We start from the raw sequence: 15,401 nt of genomic DNA on the forward strand, positions 1-15,401 counted from the left end.
CGGGCAATGGCACGCGCTAGATGACAGGCGCGCGCCTTGCTGGCGAAGGCCGCGCCGCAACCCTCAGCGCAGAAACGGCAGCAGGTGCCCGACAAACGCCTCGGGCGCCTCTTCGGTCACAAAGTGCCCGCAGCCCTCGATGATCGCGCCCTGCAACGTGGTGGCGCGCCCCTCCAGGGTTACCCGCGGCGCATCATTGGTTGCCAGTTGCGCCCCGATCGCCAGCACCGGCATGCCCAGTGGCACCTGCCCGCGCTGCTGGTTCTGGCGAATCGTTTCGGGTATCGCGCGGTAGTAGGCAAACCCGCCACGCAAGCCCCCCGGCGCCGAATACGCCTGCACATAGGTATCCACCGCCACCCGATCCAGGCGCACAGCCCATTTCTCGAACATGAACCTCAGGTACTGCGCTTCGCGCTCGGTAATCAGCGCCTCGGGCAGGTCTTGCAACTGGTTGAACATGAAGTGCCACAGGAAGATGTTCTGCTCCGGCGGCGCGAAGATCGACGGCGCCGGCGCCAGGCCCGGAATCACCGCTTCGCTCAGGCACAGCCGGTTCACCACCCCCGGAAAATCGCTGGCCAGGGCATACCCCACCCACATGCCCACATCGTGGCCCACCACGGCATAGCGTTCGTGCCCCAGGTGCCCCATCAGCGCGTGCAGGCGGGCGGCGCAGGTGCCGGTGTCGTAGCCGTCCAGCGGCTTGTCGGAAAGCCCCATGCCGGGAAGGTCCACGGCAATCGCCTGGTAACCGTTGTCGGCCAGGGCCGCCATGACGTGCCGCCAGGTGTACCAGGTCTGTGGCCAGCCGGGGATCAGCAGTACCGGTGCCCCTTCGCCCTGGGTGACGTAGTGCAGGCGCAGGCCGTGCACATGGGCGTAATGGTGAGTGTGCGTGCTCATCGTTGCAGCTCCCCGACAGGGTTGCCTTCAAGGCCGAGCATCCTGGCGATGACCGCCGGCGCCACCGGGGTACCGGCGAAGTCGTCGAACACCGTGTCGGTGACCTGGATGATGTGCCGGTTGATGAACGCCACGCCTTCACGTGCCCCATCGTGCTGGTTTTTCAGGCAGCACTCCCACTCCAGCGTGGCCCAGCCGCTGTAGTCGTACTCGGCCAGCTTGCTGAAGATGCCCTTGAAGTCGACCTGCCCGTCCCCCAGCGAACGGAAGCGTGCGGCGCGCTTGAGCCAGGGTTGATAACCGCCGAACAGGCCCTGCTTGCCGGTGGGCAGGAACTCGGCGTCCTTGACGTGGAACATGCGGATGTAGTCCCGGTAGTGGTCGATGAACGCCAGGTAGTCGAGTTGCTGCAGGATCAGGTGGCTGGGATCGAACAGCATCTTGCAGCGCGGGTGGTGGCCGACGTGTTCGAGAAACAGCTCGAAGCTTGCGCCGTCGTGCAGGTCTTCGGCGGGGTGAATTTCGAAGCACAGGTTGATGCCCTGTTCGGCGCAGGTATCGAGCACCGGCAGCCAGCGCCTGGCCAACTCGGCGAAGGCTGTTTCAACAAGGCCGTCGGGTCGTTGCGGGAAGGGAAAGACGTACGGCCATGCCAGTGCGCCGGAAAAAGTCCCCATGTCGCTCAGGCCCAGGCGCCGCGACGCGATGGCCGCGCAGGTGAGCTGGTGCACCGCCCAGGCACTGCGGGCAGCCGCGTCGCCCTGCAGGTGGGCCGGTGCAAAACTGTCGCACAAGGCGTCGTATGCCGGGTGTACCGCCACCAGCTGGCCAAAGAGATGCGTGGTCAGCTCACTGATCACCAGCCCGTGTTCGGCCAGCATGGCAGTGATGTCGTCGCAGTAGGCCTGGCTGCTTGCGGCTAGCTCGACATCGAACAGACGCTTGTCCCAGGCCGGTATCTGCAACGCCTTGAAGCCCATGTGCGCAGCCCACCGGGCGATGTTGGGCAGTGAGTCGAACGGTGGCTGGTCGGCACTGAATTGCGCCAGATGCAGGCTGGGGCCTTTCAACGTGATCATGTGGAACTCCTATTGTTTGTTGATCGACAAACAATAAGGATGCAGCTTGCGCGTCGTCAAGTATTATTTGTCTTTCGACAAACAATTACGGATAATGCCGCCTTCATTCCTGGTTGGAGACTATCGAGATGGCAGGCCGACCACGCCAGTTCGACCGTGAAGCCGCGTTGCGCACCGCCCGGGATGTGTTCTGGGCACGAGGGTTCGAAGCCACGTCCATGAGCGACCTGGTGGCTGCGCTGGGTATCGCTTCGGCGCGCATCTATGCCGCGTTCGGCTCCAAGGAGCGCTTGTTCAAGGAGGCCATCGAGCTGTATGAGCGCGAAGAGGGCGCATTTTCGACCCAGGCGCTGAGCGAGCAACCCACGGCCTACCAGGCCATCGAGCGGCTGTTGCTCGATGCCGTCGACCTGTACACCCGCCCAGCGGGTCCACTGGGCTGCATGGTGGTGTCGGCAGCCACCAACTGCTCGGCCGACAACGACGCCGTGCGCGAATGGCTGGCCGACCACCGCCGCGAAAAAACCTTGTCGATCATTCAGCGCTTGCAGCAGGCGGCCGAGGCGGGCGAGTTGAAACCCGAGGTCGATGTGCAATCGCTGGGCGATTTTTTTGCCACGCTGCTGCATGGGTTGTCGGTGCAGGCCCGCGACGGGATCGCGCGTGAGCGCCTGCTCAAGGCAGTGGCGCCGGCCATGCAGATGCTGGCCCTGGCTACCGGTGGGCATGGACCATCGGCCGCCGATCAAATACCCTGACACCGTCATTTCCCAACCCCGTACCGACCATGATTGCCCACTTCGCGATTTTTCTCTGCACCCTGGTCGCCATGGAAGGTGTCGGTTATCTGGCGCACAGGTACGTGATGCACGGCTGGGGCTGGTTTCTGCATCGCTCGCACCACGAACCGCACCTGGGCACGCTTGAAACCAACGATATCTACCTGCTGATCCTGGCCCTGGCCGCGATCACCCTGATCGTGCTGGGCAATGCCGGCCACGACCCGTTGCAGTGGGTGGGCGCCGGGGTGGCGGGGTTCGGGCTGATCTACGTGTTGGTGCACGACGGCATCGTGCACCGCCACTGGCCCGCGCGCCCCAGGCCGCGCCACCCCTATCTGCGTCGGCTGTATCACGCACACCTGATGCACCACGCGGTGAAGGGGCGCAGGCACAGCGTGTCGTTCGGCTTCCTCTACGCACCGCCCCTGCATGTGCTCAGGCAGCAGCTGCGCGAGCGCCGTGTCAGGCCGGCTCGCTCAGCGCCGGGGCCTTGCTCGGCGGCTTTATCGAGCCAATGTACACCGCCAGCACCGTCACCAGCGCCCCGGTGATCTGTATGGCCGAACTGGCCTTGTCCAGAAACGCCACGTCGATGAAGTAGGTGATCACCGGCTCCAGCAGCAGGATCAGCCCTGCCAGCCCGAGGCTGATGGCACCAATCGAGCGGTTGACCAGCAACCAGCCGACGAACTGCACCAGCACGCCATAGATCACCAGCATGTAGAAGGTCTGCTGGTCGGCGATGGCCAGGCTCTCGCCCCGCAACAGCGCGTACCCCAGCATCACCCCGGCCGCCCACAGGCTCAGGTGCAGCATCTGTGCGATCTTGTCGCCGCCGCCCTGGGGCAGTTGGGTGGTGACTTTCAGGTAGTACACGCACACGGCATAGGCCAGCCCCGACAGCACGCCGTAGACCACGCCCTGGATACCCAGCGCGCTGCCCATCTCCGGCAGCAGCAACAGGTACAGGCCGACGAAGGCCAGGCTGATCGAGGCGACGAAGTACAGCGACGGTTTCTCTTTGAGCAGGCACAGCCCGAGCAATGTCATGAAGAACACCTGGCAGTTGGTCAGGATCGAGCCGATGCCCGGCCCGACGATGTAGATGCTGTGGTGCCACAGGATCAGGTCGATGGCCAGGAACACGCCGGCCAGGGCGGTGTAGCGTCGAGCCCTGGGGTGGGCCAGGCGAGCAGGTTGCCTTCTCACCCGCAGCAGCAGGTAGAACAGCACCGAGGCGATCAGCATCCGGTAGAAACCCGCGCCCCCGGCGCCGATATGGGCGAAGGCCACCGCCAGCGCCGACAGGCTGAGCATCAGCCCGCCCAGTGTCAGTTCGACGATGGCCCGGTTGCTGGAGAGGGTGACCCCGTTGGATGACTGCATGGTTTTCTCTGGTCTGTTGCGAAGAAGTCGGGCAAATTTATCCACCCGCCTTGCGCGCGTATTGCACAAAACTGGACAGGCCATGGAGCAACAGGACTTCTCGCGCTTCTGGCGCGTCCCCGAAGGGGGCTGTGAATTGCTGGCGGCGCGCTACAGCGCACGGGCCTTCGGCCGCCATTCCCATGAGCGCTACGCGGTGGGGGTGATCGGTGCGGGTGTGGAGAAGCTCTTCTACCGTGGCACCCAGCACCTGGGCACCGCCGGCAGCATCGTCACCCTGACCCCGGGCGAGATGCACGACGGCGTGCCGGGCAGCGCCGAGGGTTGGAGCTACCGCATGCTCTACCTCGACCCGCAGTGGCTCAACCGTGCGGTATTCGAGGGGCGTTTCGGCGACGAGCATATCCACCTGTTCCAGCAGGCGCTGACCCACGACATGGGCTTTGCCCAGGCCTTCCTGCACCAGCATCAGGTGATCGAGCAGTCGTGTTCGAGCCTTGAGCGCGAGAGCGTGCTGCTGCACCTGGTCAGCCAGCTGTTCGAGCGGTGCGGCGGGCCGCAGCCCCGGGCGGTGGCCGACGAACGCGAAGTGGTGCGACGGGTGCGGCAGATGCTCGACGAGCAGTACGCGCAGAACATCGCGCTGAACGACCTGGCGCAGTGGGTGGGGCTCGATCCGCTGTACCTGATACGGGTGTTCAAGAAGAGCGTGGGCGTATCGCCGCACAGCTATCAGATCCAGACGCGGGTGGCGCGGGTGCAGCAGTTGCTGCGCAGTGGCGTGGGCATCGCCGAGGCGTCGCTGCGTTGCGGGTTCTTCGACCAGAGCCACATGACCCGGGCCTTCAAGAAAGTGGTCGGCATCACCCCGGGCTGCTTCCAGCGCGGCTGACTCGTGCAGGAGCCGGCGTGCAGGAGCCGGCCTTGCCGGCGAGGCGCCTGGCCCCGACAATGTGTTCCCGATGGATGCTCCACCAAGGAAGGACTTCACCGTGCACCGTATCGCCACGCTGTTGTGCTTGCTGCTCACCCTGGGCGGCTGTACCGAATACAAATGGGGCCATGACTGGAAGCCCGACCGCCTGGGCGGCTGGCAGGACCACACCGACCCCAAGCTGCGCTACGGCGCGTCGCTGGGCGCCACCTGCAACGCCAGCCCGTTGTGGCTCAAGGTGGTGAATCACGGTCAGTCGACCTACCAGTCGCTGTTGTTCATTCCGTTGTTCCCTGACCGCACAGGCGGCGAGTACCCCCTGTGGATAACCGTCAACCATCCGGCCCTCAAGGCGTGCAGCTCATCGGCACCGAGCCCGCTGCGGGTGAAGATGGGCGATCAGGTGGTACAGGGCCTGCGCTTTCCCGAGCGGGCGCAGGAGGACGGCACCTGCGTGATCGAATTCGATGACGATCGCTACGCGGCCGATGAGATGTCGATCGAGATCGACCCGGCGGTGCTGCCTTGCACGATCGCCCCCGTGACCCTGAAAAAGAACCGCTACTTCTGCATTCGCAACATGCGCTGGGGCGGCTCGCCCAGTTGCCGCGAGTAGAGCACGGCTTGCAAATCCCAGGGCGAGGGATAAGAATGCGAACAATTACCATTAGTGTGCCTCTCGCATGTCCAACCCGCGCCCGTCCGCCCAGCACCCGTTGCACCTGCTGTACGCCCAACACCATCACTGGTTGCGCGGCTGGCTGGCCCGTCGGCTCAATTCCCACGCCGATGCCGCGGACCTCACCCACGACACCTTCCTGCGTACCCTGACTTCGCCGCACCTGGGCCAGCTGGACGAGCCGCGGGCGTTCCTGTGCATGGTCGCCAAGCGGGTGCTGTACACCTTCTGGCGTCGCGGCGAACTGGAGCGCGCCTACCTTGAAGCGCTGGCCAACCTGCCCGAGCCGGTGGCGCCGTGCGAGGAAACCCTGGCGGTGCTGCGCGAGGCGCTGGAGGCGGTGGATGCCTTGCTGGCCGGGTTGCCGGCCAAGGTGCGCCATGCCTTTCTGCTCAACCGCCTGGAGGGCCTGACCCACCAGCAGATCGCCGACCAGATGCAGGTGTCGCTGAGCAGCGTCGAGCGCTGGGTGCGGCGCGCCGTGACCCATTGCTACCTGGCGAAACTGGGCGCGGGCACGTGAGCGGCCGCAGCCTGGCAGCGCTGACCCCGGCGGTGCGCGAAGCCATCGAATGGAGCGTGCGCCTGGGCTCGGGGGCGGCGACGGCAGCCGACCGCGACGCCTTCGAGCAGTGGCAGGCGCTGGACGCAAGCCATCGCCAGGCCTGGCAGGCGGTTACCCAGGCCACCCACACACCCTTGAACCCCTTGCTGGAAGTGCCCGGCAGCGCCAGTGCGGCCACGCGCGCCCTGCGCAGCAGCGGGTTGTCGCTGCAGCGGCGCCGGTTGCTGCGCGGCGGCAGCGTCTTGCTGCTGATGCTGGGCCTGCCGGCGTTGTTGACGGTACAACGGCGCATGCCGCTGGACGCCGTGTTCAGCGACCACTACAGCGGCACCGGCGAGCGCAGGCGCATTCAACTGGCCGACGGCAGCGTGCTGCTGCTCAATGCGCGCACCACCGTGGAGGTGGCGTTCAGTGCCGAAGCCCGGGTGATCCATCTGCGCCACGGCGAGCTGAACATCCAGGTGGCCCGCGACCCGCACCGCCCTCTCGAGGTGGTCACTGCGCAAGGCCGGGTGCGGGCCCTGGGCACGCGCTTCAGTGTCGCCACGCTGGATCAGCGCAGTGCCGTCAGCGTGCAGCAGCACAGCGTGCAGGTGCGCAATCGCGCCGGGCAGAGCATCGTGGTGGACAGCGGGCAGACCCTGCGCTTTGCCGACGATGCACTCTCGCCCCTGGGCAATGAGCAAGGCCGCCTGGATGCCTGGATGGAAGGTCGCCTGGAGGTGGACGACGCGTCGCTGGGCAGCGTGATCGATGCCTTGCGCCCTTACCGCTACGGCGTGCTGCGGGTTTCCCCGGCGGCGGCGCAACTGCGCGTGTTCGGGGTGTTCCCGCTGGACGACAGCGACCGCGCCCTGCAATCGCTGGCGCAGGTGCTGCCGATCAGTGTCGAGGCGTTTGGGCCGATCACGCTGATCGACCTGCGCTGAAAAAAACGTTCCGCCAGGGTGAAGGCTTTTTTCGGCTCGCTGGACATAGCAGGAAACGCCCATTCACTTCCTGCGAGGAAAGCCCTTCACATGCGTCCCCAACTCCTGAGCCCCGCGCGCCTGGCACTGGCTGTCGCGGTTGCCGTTTCTGCCTGCTCCCTCGACCTGAACCGCGCCTGGGCGGACCCAGCCATGCAGCGCTATGCGTTACCGGCGCAACCGCTGGACCAGGCCCTGCGCCAGATCGCCCGGCAAAGCGCCAGCACCCTGGTGGTGGACCCGGCGCTGCTGCGCGGGCGCCAGAGCGCGGCGGTGAACGGGCAACTGAGCGCCGAGGCAGCGGTGCGCCAGGCAGTGGCGGGCAGCGGCCTGCAACTGCGCGTGACCGACAACGGCACCCTGACCCTGGAGAAGGCCGACAGCAGTGATGCGCTGCAACTGGGTGCCACCAGCATCACCGGCAGTACGCTGGGCGAGGTCACGGAAAACACTGGCTCCTACACCACCGCCAGCATGGCCACGGCCACCAAGTTCAAGGCCTCGGCCCGGGAAACCCCGCAGTCGGTGACCGTGGTCACCCGCCAGCGCATGGACGACCAGAACATGCAGACCCTGGACGACATCGCCAGCTACACGCCGGGGCTGACCCTGCGCAAGACCGGCGGTGAGCGCCCGCAGTTCTACTCGCGCGGTGCGGCCATCGACAACATCATGGTCGACGGCCTGCCCATCGCCTACGACAGCGACACCCTGGGCACCGCGACCCTGGCGATGTTCGACCGGGTGGAGGTGGTACGCGGGGCTTCCGGCCTGATGGTCGGCTCGGGCAACCCGTCGGGTACCCTCAACCTGGTGCGCAAGCGCCCCACGCTGGCGCCGCAGATCACCCTCACGGCGGCAGCCGGCAGCTGGGACAACTACCGTACCGAAATCGACGCCAGCAGCAGCCTCAATGATGCCGGTACCGTACGCGGGCGAGTGGTGGGCAGCTACCAGGACAAGAACAGCTTTACCGATGCCTACAGCAACCAGCGTCAGTTGCTGTACGGGATCACCGAATTCGACCTGTCGGACGCCACCACGCTGACCCTGGGCGGCTACTACAACCGCGAGGACAACCCCGGCGCGGACTGGAATGGCAGCCCGACCCATGCCGATGGCAGCTTCCTCGACATTTCCCGCTCGTCGCGCTTCAGCCCCGACTGGACCTACTGGGACAAGACCAACAAGAGCGTGTTCGCCGAGGTGGAACATCGCCTGGACAACGACTGGCGCCTGCGCCTGAGCGCCAGCTGGCTGAAGGCCAACCTGGAGATGCTGGGTAGCAGCTACTACCGGCTGGACCCGACCGCCGACGAGCTGCAACTGAACGTGGGGCGCTACTCCTACGAACATACGCAGAAGAGTATCGATGGTTATGCCAGCGGGCCGTTCAGCCTGTTCGGGCGTACCCATGAACTGGTGGTGGGGGCGAGCTACCGCCGCGACGATACCGACGACGGCCCTGGCGGCGGCCCGGATGCGAGCTTCAACTATGTCGTGGACCCCAACAACTTCCACTACAAGGACGTGCCCCGGCCGGCCATCGACTACAACTGGTCGCGCAAGGGCAAGGTGGATCAGTCCAGTGCCTACACCGCCGTGCGTTTCAACCTGCGCGATGACCTGAAGCTGATCCTCGGCTCGCGCCTGGACTGGTATGAGTACCAGCAGCACACCGAGGTCGGGGCCTACGCCTTCGGCGCCGACTACAAGGCCACCCGCGAGGTCACCCCGTATGCGGGGCTGATCTATGACCTGAACGACACCTACTCGGTCTACACCAGCTGGACGCGCATCTTCAAGCCGCAGGAATACCAGAACAGCAGCGGTGGCCTGCTGGCGCCGGTAACCGGCACCAACTACGAGGCCGGGCTCAAGGCCGAGTACTTCGGTGGTGCGTTGAACGCCAGTTTCGCGCTGTTCCAGCTCGACCAGGAGAACCTGGCCAAGTCGTTGCCGGCAGGTGATTGCCCGACCATGGATGCCTGCTACGAGGCGGCCGGCGAAATTCGTACCCGCGGCCTGGAACTGGAGCTGGGCGGCGAACTGGCGCCGGGTTGGCAGGCGTCGGCCGGCTATACCTATGCGGCGGCCGAGTATGTGAAGGCCACCGGCTCGGCGCAGAAGGGTGACCGCTTCGACAGTGATTCGCCGTACAACCTGTTCAAGCTGGCGACCAGCTACCAGTTGCCGGGCGACCTCGATCAATGGAGCGTGGGCGGGGCCTTTCGCACCCAGAGCCGCACCTATACCAGCTACAGCGTGAAGCAGGGCGGGTACAGCGTGGTCGACCTGATGGCCCAGTACCGCGTGACGCCGGCGGTGACGTTGCAGACCAACCTCAACAACGTGGCGGACAAGCGTTACTACCAGAGCATCAGCAACCCGGCCGGGGCCAACATCTTCGGCGAGCCGCGCAATGTGATGTTCACCGTGAAGTGGTCGTTGTGAAGTCGCTGAAGGCGCGGAACAGGCGGGTGCCCACGTAGCTGCGCAGGTGCGGGTGGCGGCTGCGGTGGTAGCAATCCCAGTAGCTGACCATGCGTGCGCGGGTCAGGCTGAAGTAGGCGGGGTTGTCGTTGAAGAAGCGGCCGTAGGCGCTGGCGTCCAGGGTCGGCAGGTTGGCCTCGCACAGCGCCAGCAGCTCGATCACGTATTCGCCGGTGAGCTGGAACACGAACGGGATGACCCACGCTTCTGGTGCCCGAATGATCTGCTGCAGGTAACGCTCGCGCACGTGGCCGTCGGGGTGGCGGGTGAGCAGGCAGGCGTGGATCAGTGACCGGGCTGTATCGGCAGCCGGCAGGTGAAGGCGGTAGGGCAGGGTCAGGGGTTCGCCGTCGAGGGTGACGGCGATGCCCTGGTCACCGTTGGGCAGGTCGAGTTGCCGGGCCAGGTCCTGGACTTCGCGGGCCAGGTGGTGGGGGAAGGCGGCGGTGAGGGTGGTGGGCATGCACTGCTCCGGATTGTTGGGGTATGTGCTGGCGTCATCGCGGGTCAAGCCCGCTCCCACAAGGAACTGCGCCGAACCTGTGGGAGCGGGCTCGACCCGCGATGGGCGGCGCCGCCGCCCGCTTCAGCGCTGCGTCGCCCAATACCCCTGCAACGCCCGCGCCGCGGGCTCGATGGCGGCCACGCGCTGGCGATGCAGCGCCACATCCAGGTCGGCGGGCAGTTCGAAGTTGTCCTGTGCGGCACAGGTCTCGATCACATCCAGTGCCACCTGCTGCGCCGCCGGCAAGGCCGGCCAGTTGGCCAGGCCTGCACCGCGCAGGTAGCCAAAGCACCACTCTTCGGCCAGCGTCAGCGGCTGGCCGTTGTGCTCGGTCTCCTCGAAGCGCGGCGAGAAACGCTGGGCCAGGTTGTTCGCGTGCAGGGTCACCAGCTCGACGAAGCGCTGGCAGTCTGCAGCGCTTTCCCATTCCGGCTGGCGACCACCGAAGATCCCCGGGAACCAGTCGTCGATAGCCACAGGCGCCGGGCCGGACACCAGCGCGGTGAGGTAGCCGTCCAGTTCCGAGGCGTTGAGCACCGAATGGTCATCGCCATACTGCAGCAGGATGTCTTCGATGAACTCGAAGTCGGTGTCGTTGAGCGTCTGCATGAAAAAGGTCCTTCACATAACGGTGGGCGCAGCCAGGCTGCGCGTCAAAGGCGGGAAGGATGGCGCTTTCGCCGGTTTTTATCCAGCGTGCTGATCAGCGCTCAGAAGCGCTCGTCGAGCAGGGCCGGCAAGGTCAGCTCCTTGACGTAGCTGGCCGACGACAGGCTCAGTGCCATGCGCACCACCTGCACCACGTCGTGCACGGGGATCAGCTGGCCTTCGCCGCGTTGCTCGGCCACGTCGCGGGGCGTGCTGAGCGGGTCTTCGGTGTTGAGGTAACCCAGGTTCAGGCAGGTCACGGCCAGGCGTTGCTCGCGGTAGCCTTCGCGCAGCGCATCGGCGATGCCACGCAGGGCGAACTTGGAGGCGCCGAAGGCCACCTCGGGGCGCCCGCTCTGGGGCAGGCCGGAGGTGGAACCGGTGAGGATGATGCGCGGGGTGGCGCTGCGCAGCAGGGTGGGCAGCAGGCGCTTGATCAGCAGCAGGGTGGCGGTGATGTTGCAACTGACGATGGCCTGTACCTGCGCGTCGCTGTCGCCGAGAAAGTCGTAGGCCGGGTCGAAGGCCAGCTCTTCCCAGATGCCGAGGTTGTAGATCAGCGTGTCGAGGCCGTGCTCTGCCACAGCCTGGGCGATGGCGTGCGCGGCGCTGGCCGGCTCGGCCAGGTTGGCTTCGACCCAGTTCAACTGCACGCCGGCCTTGGCGGCGATGCCGTCGGGGCGCGTGCGCGACACGCCGACCAGCGTGTCGCCCGCCTCGCCGAGGCCTTCGATCAGGGCCTTGCCCAGCCCTTTGCTGGCACCGACTACCAGGGTTTTCATGGGGTGATTTCCTTGTCTGCACGGGGAGAGAGCGCGGATGCAAACAGAGGGCGAGGGGAATGGCAAATGGCCGGATGTATCCAGATGTGAATCTACTTGAGCGCTTAGCCTGTAGCAGCCGGCTGCCGGCGATGGGCTGCGCAGCAGCCGCGAAACTCGCCATAATGCGCCCCCCGCCAAGGAGAACGCTGTGAACAACCCCGTACAAGGAAGTCCCGTGACCACCCCTTACATCGCCAGCACCGCCGGCAAGCGCATCGGCCTCGCGCTGCTGGGTCTGCTGCTGTACTTCACCGCGCAGTTCGCCGGCGCCTTTCTGTTCGGCAGTGGCCTGGACTTCACCCTGGCTTTGTTCGGCGCCCACCTGGTGGCGTGTGCAGCCATCGGCGGGCTGTACCTGTTGCTGCGGCGCAACCCGCTGGCCGGGCATGCCTTCAGGGGGGCCAACTTCAGCTACAAGGCCCTCTGGCTTGGCCTGACCAGCGTGGTGGTGGTCTACCTGCTGGCCTACAACTACGCCGCCCTGGTCGACCAGCCCGCCGAGCCGTTCATGCTGCAGTTCATGACCCTGCTCGGTGCCGGTTCGCTGGCCGATCGCGTGCTGCTGACCAGCATGGTCATCGTGCTCGCCCCCCTGGGCGAAGAGCTGGCATTCCGGCATTTTCTGCTCAACCTGTTCCCGTTCCGCAAGCCGCTGTGGGCGGTGGTGGCGATCGTGGTCAGCGCCCTGGCGTTTGCCGCCATCCACCTGCAGTACACCTTCAGGTCGACCGTGGTGCTGTTGTTCATCCTCGCCCTGATGCTGGCCTATGCGCGGATCCGAACCGGCGGCCTGCTGGTGCCCATGGCGATGCATGCCTGCGCCTCGACCCTGGCACTGGCGATGTACCCGCTGTTCTATCCGTGAGCCCGCACGGTGGCTGGTGACGGTATACTCGCGGCCTGTTCCGTCTATATCCGAGTATCGTCATGGGTCTTTCTCTCTCCGCGGCGCCTGAGCGCCGTCTCGGCGCGCCACTGGTTGCGCTGTCATTGCTGGTGGTCGGCGCCGTCTTTCTGAATGCCAGCGTGGGCATCAAACAGGTGCTGCTGCTGATCGTCGGCGCCGCCCTGGGCCTCACGCTGTACCACGCCGCGTTCGGCTTCACGTCCGCCTGGCGGGTGTTCATCAATGAGCGCCGTGGCGCCGGCCTGCGCGCGCAGATGGTGATGCTGGCCATCGCCGTGCTGCTGTTCTTTCCGGCCCTGGGCACCGGCACGCTGTTCGGCCAGCCGGTGACCGGGCTGGTGGCGCCGGCCGGGGTGTCGGTGGTGTTCGGTGCGTTCATCTTCGGCATCGGCATGCAGATGGGCGGCGGCTGTGCGTCGGGCACACTGTTCACCGTGGGCGGTGGCAACGCGCGCATGCTGGTGACGCTGCTGTTCTTCATCATCGGTTCGGTAACCGCAACCCACCACGCCGACTGGTGGTTCGCGCTGCCGTCGTTCCCGGCCACCTCCGTGGTGCAGACCTTTGGCGTGGCCCCCGCGCTGGTGCTTAACCTGGTGGTGTTCGGGCTGATCGCCTGGGGCACGGTGGTGCTGGAGAAGCGTCGCCACGGCGCCCTCGAGGCCCCGGCAGGCAGCCAGCATGAGGGCCTGCGTCGCTTCCTGCGTGGCCCGTGGCCGCTGGTGTGGGGCGCGATCGGCCTGGCGCTGCTGAACTACGCGACCCTGGCACTGGCGGGCCGGCCTTGGGGCATCACCTCGGCGTTCGCCCTGTGGGGCGCCAAGACCCTGAGCGGGCTGGGCGTGGACGTGGGCAGCTGGGCGTTCTGGCAGATGCCGGGCAACGCCAAGGCCCTGGCTGCACCGCTGTGGGAGGACGTGACCACGGTGATGGACATCGGCATCGTGCTGGGGGCGCTGCTGGCAGCAGGCCTGGCCGGGCGCTTTGCGCCGAGCCTGAGGATTCCGATGCGCTCGCTGCTGGCCGCGGTGATCGGCGGCCTGCTGCTGGGCTACGGCTCGCGGCTGGCGTATGGCTGCAACATCGGCGCGTACTTCAGCGGCATCGCCTCGGGCAGCGTGCATGGCTGGCTGTGGCTGGTGGCGGCGTATGCCGGCAACGTGGTGGGGGTGCGGATTCGCCCGCTGTTCTTCGTGGCTGAACGCAAGAGCGTGGCAGCCAGCGGCGGCTGAGGCTGGCGGTACTGCATGGGAACCGGCTCGCAGTAGCCGGTTTTTTCATGCCCGCCCTTTACTGCGAATAGGCGCGCGGTGTACGGGTAGCAACTGACCGCTGTCGTACTGTTGCACTGCGAACAGTTGGCCAACACTTTGTTGCCGTGCATCCAGCCATGTCACTTTCTTTTGTACGTAACTCATTGATTTATATGTGAAATTCAAGTGGCATGGGTTGTGCTATCTCACGGGTGACTCTGTGTACTCATCGAGATAGACCATGACTGCCACCCCTGTTTCTGCCCATTACGACATCCGCCAGCCGGATGCCCACGTCATCCGTGACGATGCCGAAGCCATCGCCATTGCCCATCGGGTTGCCGCGCTGCTGCGCGAAGGCGCGTCCGAGCGCGACCGCAGCCGCCAGGTCCCGGCCGACGTGGTGGATGCGTTCTCCAACAGCGGCCTGTGGGGCATCACCGTACCGAAACAATACGGCGGGGCGCAGGTGTCCTTCGCCACCCTGGCCGAAGTGATCGCGATCATCTCCGCCGCCGACCCTTCGCTGGGGCAGATACCGCAGAACCACTACTGCCTGCTCGAAGACATCCGCCTGCAGGGTAGCGAAGAGCAGAAGCGCTTCTTCTTCGACCTGGTGCTGACCGGGCACCGCTTTGCCAATGCGCTGTCGGAAACCGGCGGCAAGAACGTCAAGGAGATCCAGACCCGCATCGTGCCCCATGCCGATGGCTACCGCATCGACGGGCGCAAGGGCTACTGCACCGGCTCGTTGTACGCGCACTGGCTGGGGGTGCTGGCGCTGGACTCGCAGGACCGCTCGCAACTGGCCTTCGTGCGTCGCGATACCCCGGGCCTGGTGATCGTCGATGACTGGGACAACATCGGCCAGCGCACCACCTCCAGCGGCACGGTGCTGGCGCAGCAACTGATCGTGCCGGCCTTCAACCTGTTTCCCACCTACCGCTCGTACGAAACCCCGACCCTGGCCGGCCCCTTCGCGCAACTGACCACCGCCGCCATCGACGCCGGCATCGGCCGTGCGGCGCTGGACGACGCCATCACCTTCATCCGCGAGCAGGCCCGCCCGTGGATCGATGCGGGCGTGGAGCAGGCCAGCCAGGACCCGCTGACCATCGTGCAGATCGGCGCGCTGGAGATTCGCCAGGAAGCCGCCGAGGCCCTGCTGGAGCGCGCCGGCAAGGTGCTCGACCGGGCCAGCCTGGCCCCCGACGAGGACTCGGTGGCCCAGGCCTCGGTGGCCGTGGCCAAGGCCAAGGTGCTGACCACCGAAGCGGCGATCGAGGCCAGCAACCGCCTGTTCGAGCTGGGCGGCACGCGCTCCACCCAGGTGCGCCACAACCTCGACCGGCACTGGCGCAACGCCCGCGTGCACACCCTGCACGACCCCGTGCGCTGGAAGTACCACCTGGTGGGCAACTGGGCCTTGAACGGGGCCAAGCCACAGCGTCACGACTGGAACTAGGCCGCCA

16 protein-coding genes are annotated in these 15,401 nt (G+C 66.1%); 10 read left to right on the top strand and 6 right to left on the bottom strand.

The features are described from left to right. Positions 1-63 precede the first annotated feature (63 nt). Together MF6396_RS06495 and MF6396_RS06500 are read right to left on the bottom strand one after the other, a co-directional pair. Positions 64-906: an alpha/beta fold hydrolase gene (locus MF6396_RS06495; protein ID WP_078479920.1), complete on the bottom strand. Its 843-nt coding sequence runs from the start codon at positions 904-906 to the stop codon at positions 64-66. Next, a complete protein-coding gene (locus tag MF6396_RS06500; RefSeq protein ID WP_078479921.1) occupies positions 903-1,985 on the bottom strand; it encodes a sugar phosphate isomerase/epimerase family protein in 1,083 nt (360 codons plus the stop codon). The genes MF6396_RS06495 and MF6396_RS06500 overlap by 4 nt, the downstream gene beginning before the upstream one ends. Before the next feature lie 128 nt (positions 1,986-2,113). Here MF6396_RS06500 and MF6396_RS06505 point away from each other — a divergent pair, with 128 nt between their 5' ends. Next, positions 2,114-2,743, top strand: coding sequence for a TetR/AcrR family transcriptional regulator (locus MF6396_RS06505; protein ID WP_043864423.1), 630 nt, complete (start codon positions 2,114-2,116; stop codon positions 2,741-2,743). 29 nt (positions 2,744-2,772) lie between these two features. Then, the gene (locus MF6396_RS06510) at positions 2,773-3,318 is read left to right on the top strand and encodes a sterol desaturase family protein (protein WP_054916305.1); all 546 of its coding nucleotides are present in this window, start codon (positions 2,773-2,775) and stop codon (positions 3,316-3,318) included. Here MF6396_RS06510 and MF6396_RS06515 read toward each other — a convergent pair. Beyond that, a complete protein-coding gene (locus MF6396_RS06515) occupies positions 3,230-4,153 on the bottom strand; it encodes a DMT family transporter (protein ID WP_078479922.1) in 924 nt (307 codons plus the stop codon). The genes MF6396_RS06510 and MF6396_RS06515 overlap by 89 nt on opposite strands. An 82-nt stretch (positions 4,154-4,235) precedes the next feature. Here MF6396_RS06515 and MF6396_RS06520 point away from each other — a divergent pair, with 82 nt between their 5' ends. The 5 genes from MF6396_RS06520 (at position 4,236) to MF6396_RS06545 (ending at position 9,753) form a co-directional block, all read left to right on the top strand. Then, a complete protein-coding gene (locus MF6396_RS06520; protein ID WP_043864426.1) occupies positions 4,236-5,045 on the top strand; it encodes an AraC family transcriptional regulator in 810 nt (269 codons plus the stop codon). 70 nt (positions 5,046-5,115) lie between these two features. Beyond that, positions 5,116-5,703: a hypothetical protein gene (locus tag MF6396_RS06525; protein WP_153046064.1), complete on the top strand. Its 588-nt coding sequence runs from the start codon at positions 5,116-5,118 to the stop codon at positions 5,701-5,703. Between the two features lie 67 nt (positions 5,704-5,770). Then, entirely contained in the window at positions 5,771-6,289 is a 519-nt protein-coding gene (locus MF6396_RS06530) for a sigma-70 family RNA polymerase sigma factor (RefSeq protein ID WP_078479925.1), read from the top strand. After that, entirely contained in the window at positions 6,286-7,260 is a 975-nt protein-coding gene (locus tag MF6396_RS28410; RefSeq protein ID WP_158255602.1) for a FecR domain-containing protein, read from the top strand. Before MF6396_RS06530 ends, MF6396_RS28410 begins: the two co-directional genes overlap by 4 nt. Before the next feature lie 90 nt (positions 7,261-7,350). Then, positions 7,351-9,753 carry a TonB-dependent siderophore receptor gene (locus MF6396_RS06545; protein WP_078479926.1) on the top strand — a complete coding sequence of 801 codons (2,403 nt, stop codon included), beginning with the start codon at positions 7,351-7,353 and terminating at the stop codon, positions 9,751-9,753. On the opposite strand, the gene MF6396_RS06550 is transcribed toward MF6396_RS06545, so the two are convergent. The 3 genes from MF6396_RS06550 to MF6396_RS06560 form a co-directional block, all read right to left on the bottom strand. Further along, entirely contained in the window at positions 9,731-10,255 is a 525-nt protein-coding gene (locus MF6396_RS06550; RefSeq protein WP_043864430.1) for a hypothetical protein, read from the bottom strand. The two genes, MF6396_RS06545 and MF6396_RS06550, sit on opposite strands and share 23 nt — an antisense overlap. 123 nt (positions 10,256-10,378) lie before the next feature. Beyond that, the gene (locus MF6396_RS06555; protein WP_054916311.1) at positions 10,379-10,906 is read right to left on the bottom strand and encodes a UPF0149 family protein; all 528 of its coding nucleotides are present in this window, start codon (positions 10,904-10,906) and stop codon (positions 10,379-10,381) included. Positions 10,907-11,007: 101 nt separating this feature from the next. Next, positions 11,008-11,727, bottom strand: coding sequence for an SDR family oxidoreductase (locus MF6396_RS06560; protein WP_043864432.1), 720 nt, complete (start codon positions 11,725-11,727; stop codon positions 11,008-11,010). Between the two features lie 217 nt (positions 11,728-11,944). Between MF6396_RS06560 and MF6396_RS06565 the strand changes: the two genes are divergently transcribed. The 3 genes from MF6396_RS06565 (at position 11,945) to MF6396_RS06575 (ending at position 15,394) form a co-directional block, all read left to right on the top strand. Further along, positions 11,945-12,634 carry a CPBP family intramembrane glutamic endopeptidase gene (locus MF6396_RS06565; RefSeq protein ID WP_052504326.1) on the top strand — a complete coding sequence of 230 codons (690 nt, stop codon included), beginning with the start codon at positions 11,945-11,947 and terminating at the stop codon, positions 12,632-12,634. A 62-nt stretch (positions 12,635-12,696) separates the two neighbouring features. Further along, entirely contained in the window at positions 12,697-13,908 is a 1,212-nt protein-coding gene (locus MF6396_RS06570) for a YeeE/YedE family protein (protein ID WP_078479927.1), read from the top strand. Positions 13,909-14,170: 262 nt separating this feature from the next. Continuing rightward, a complete protein-coding gene (locus tag MF6396_RS06575; protein ID WP_078479928.1) occupies positions 14,171-15,394 on the top strand; it encodes an SfnB family sulfur acquisition oxidoreductase in 1,224 nt (407 codons plus the stop codon). Positions 15,395-15,401: the final 7 nt, after the last annotated feature.

Source organism: Pseudomonas sp. MF6396, from assembly GCF_002018915.1.
Taxonomy (GTDB): Bacteria; Pseudomonadota; Gammaproteobacteria; order Pseudomonadales; family Pseudomonadaceae; genus Aquipseudomonas; species Aquipseudomonas palmensis.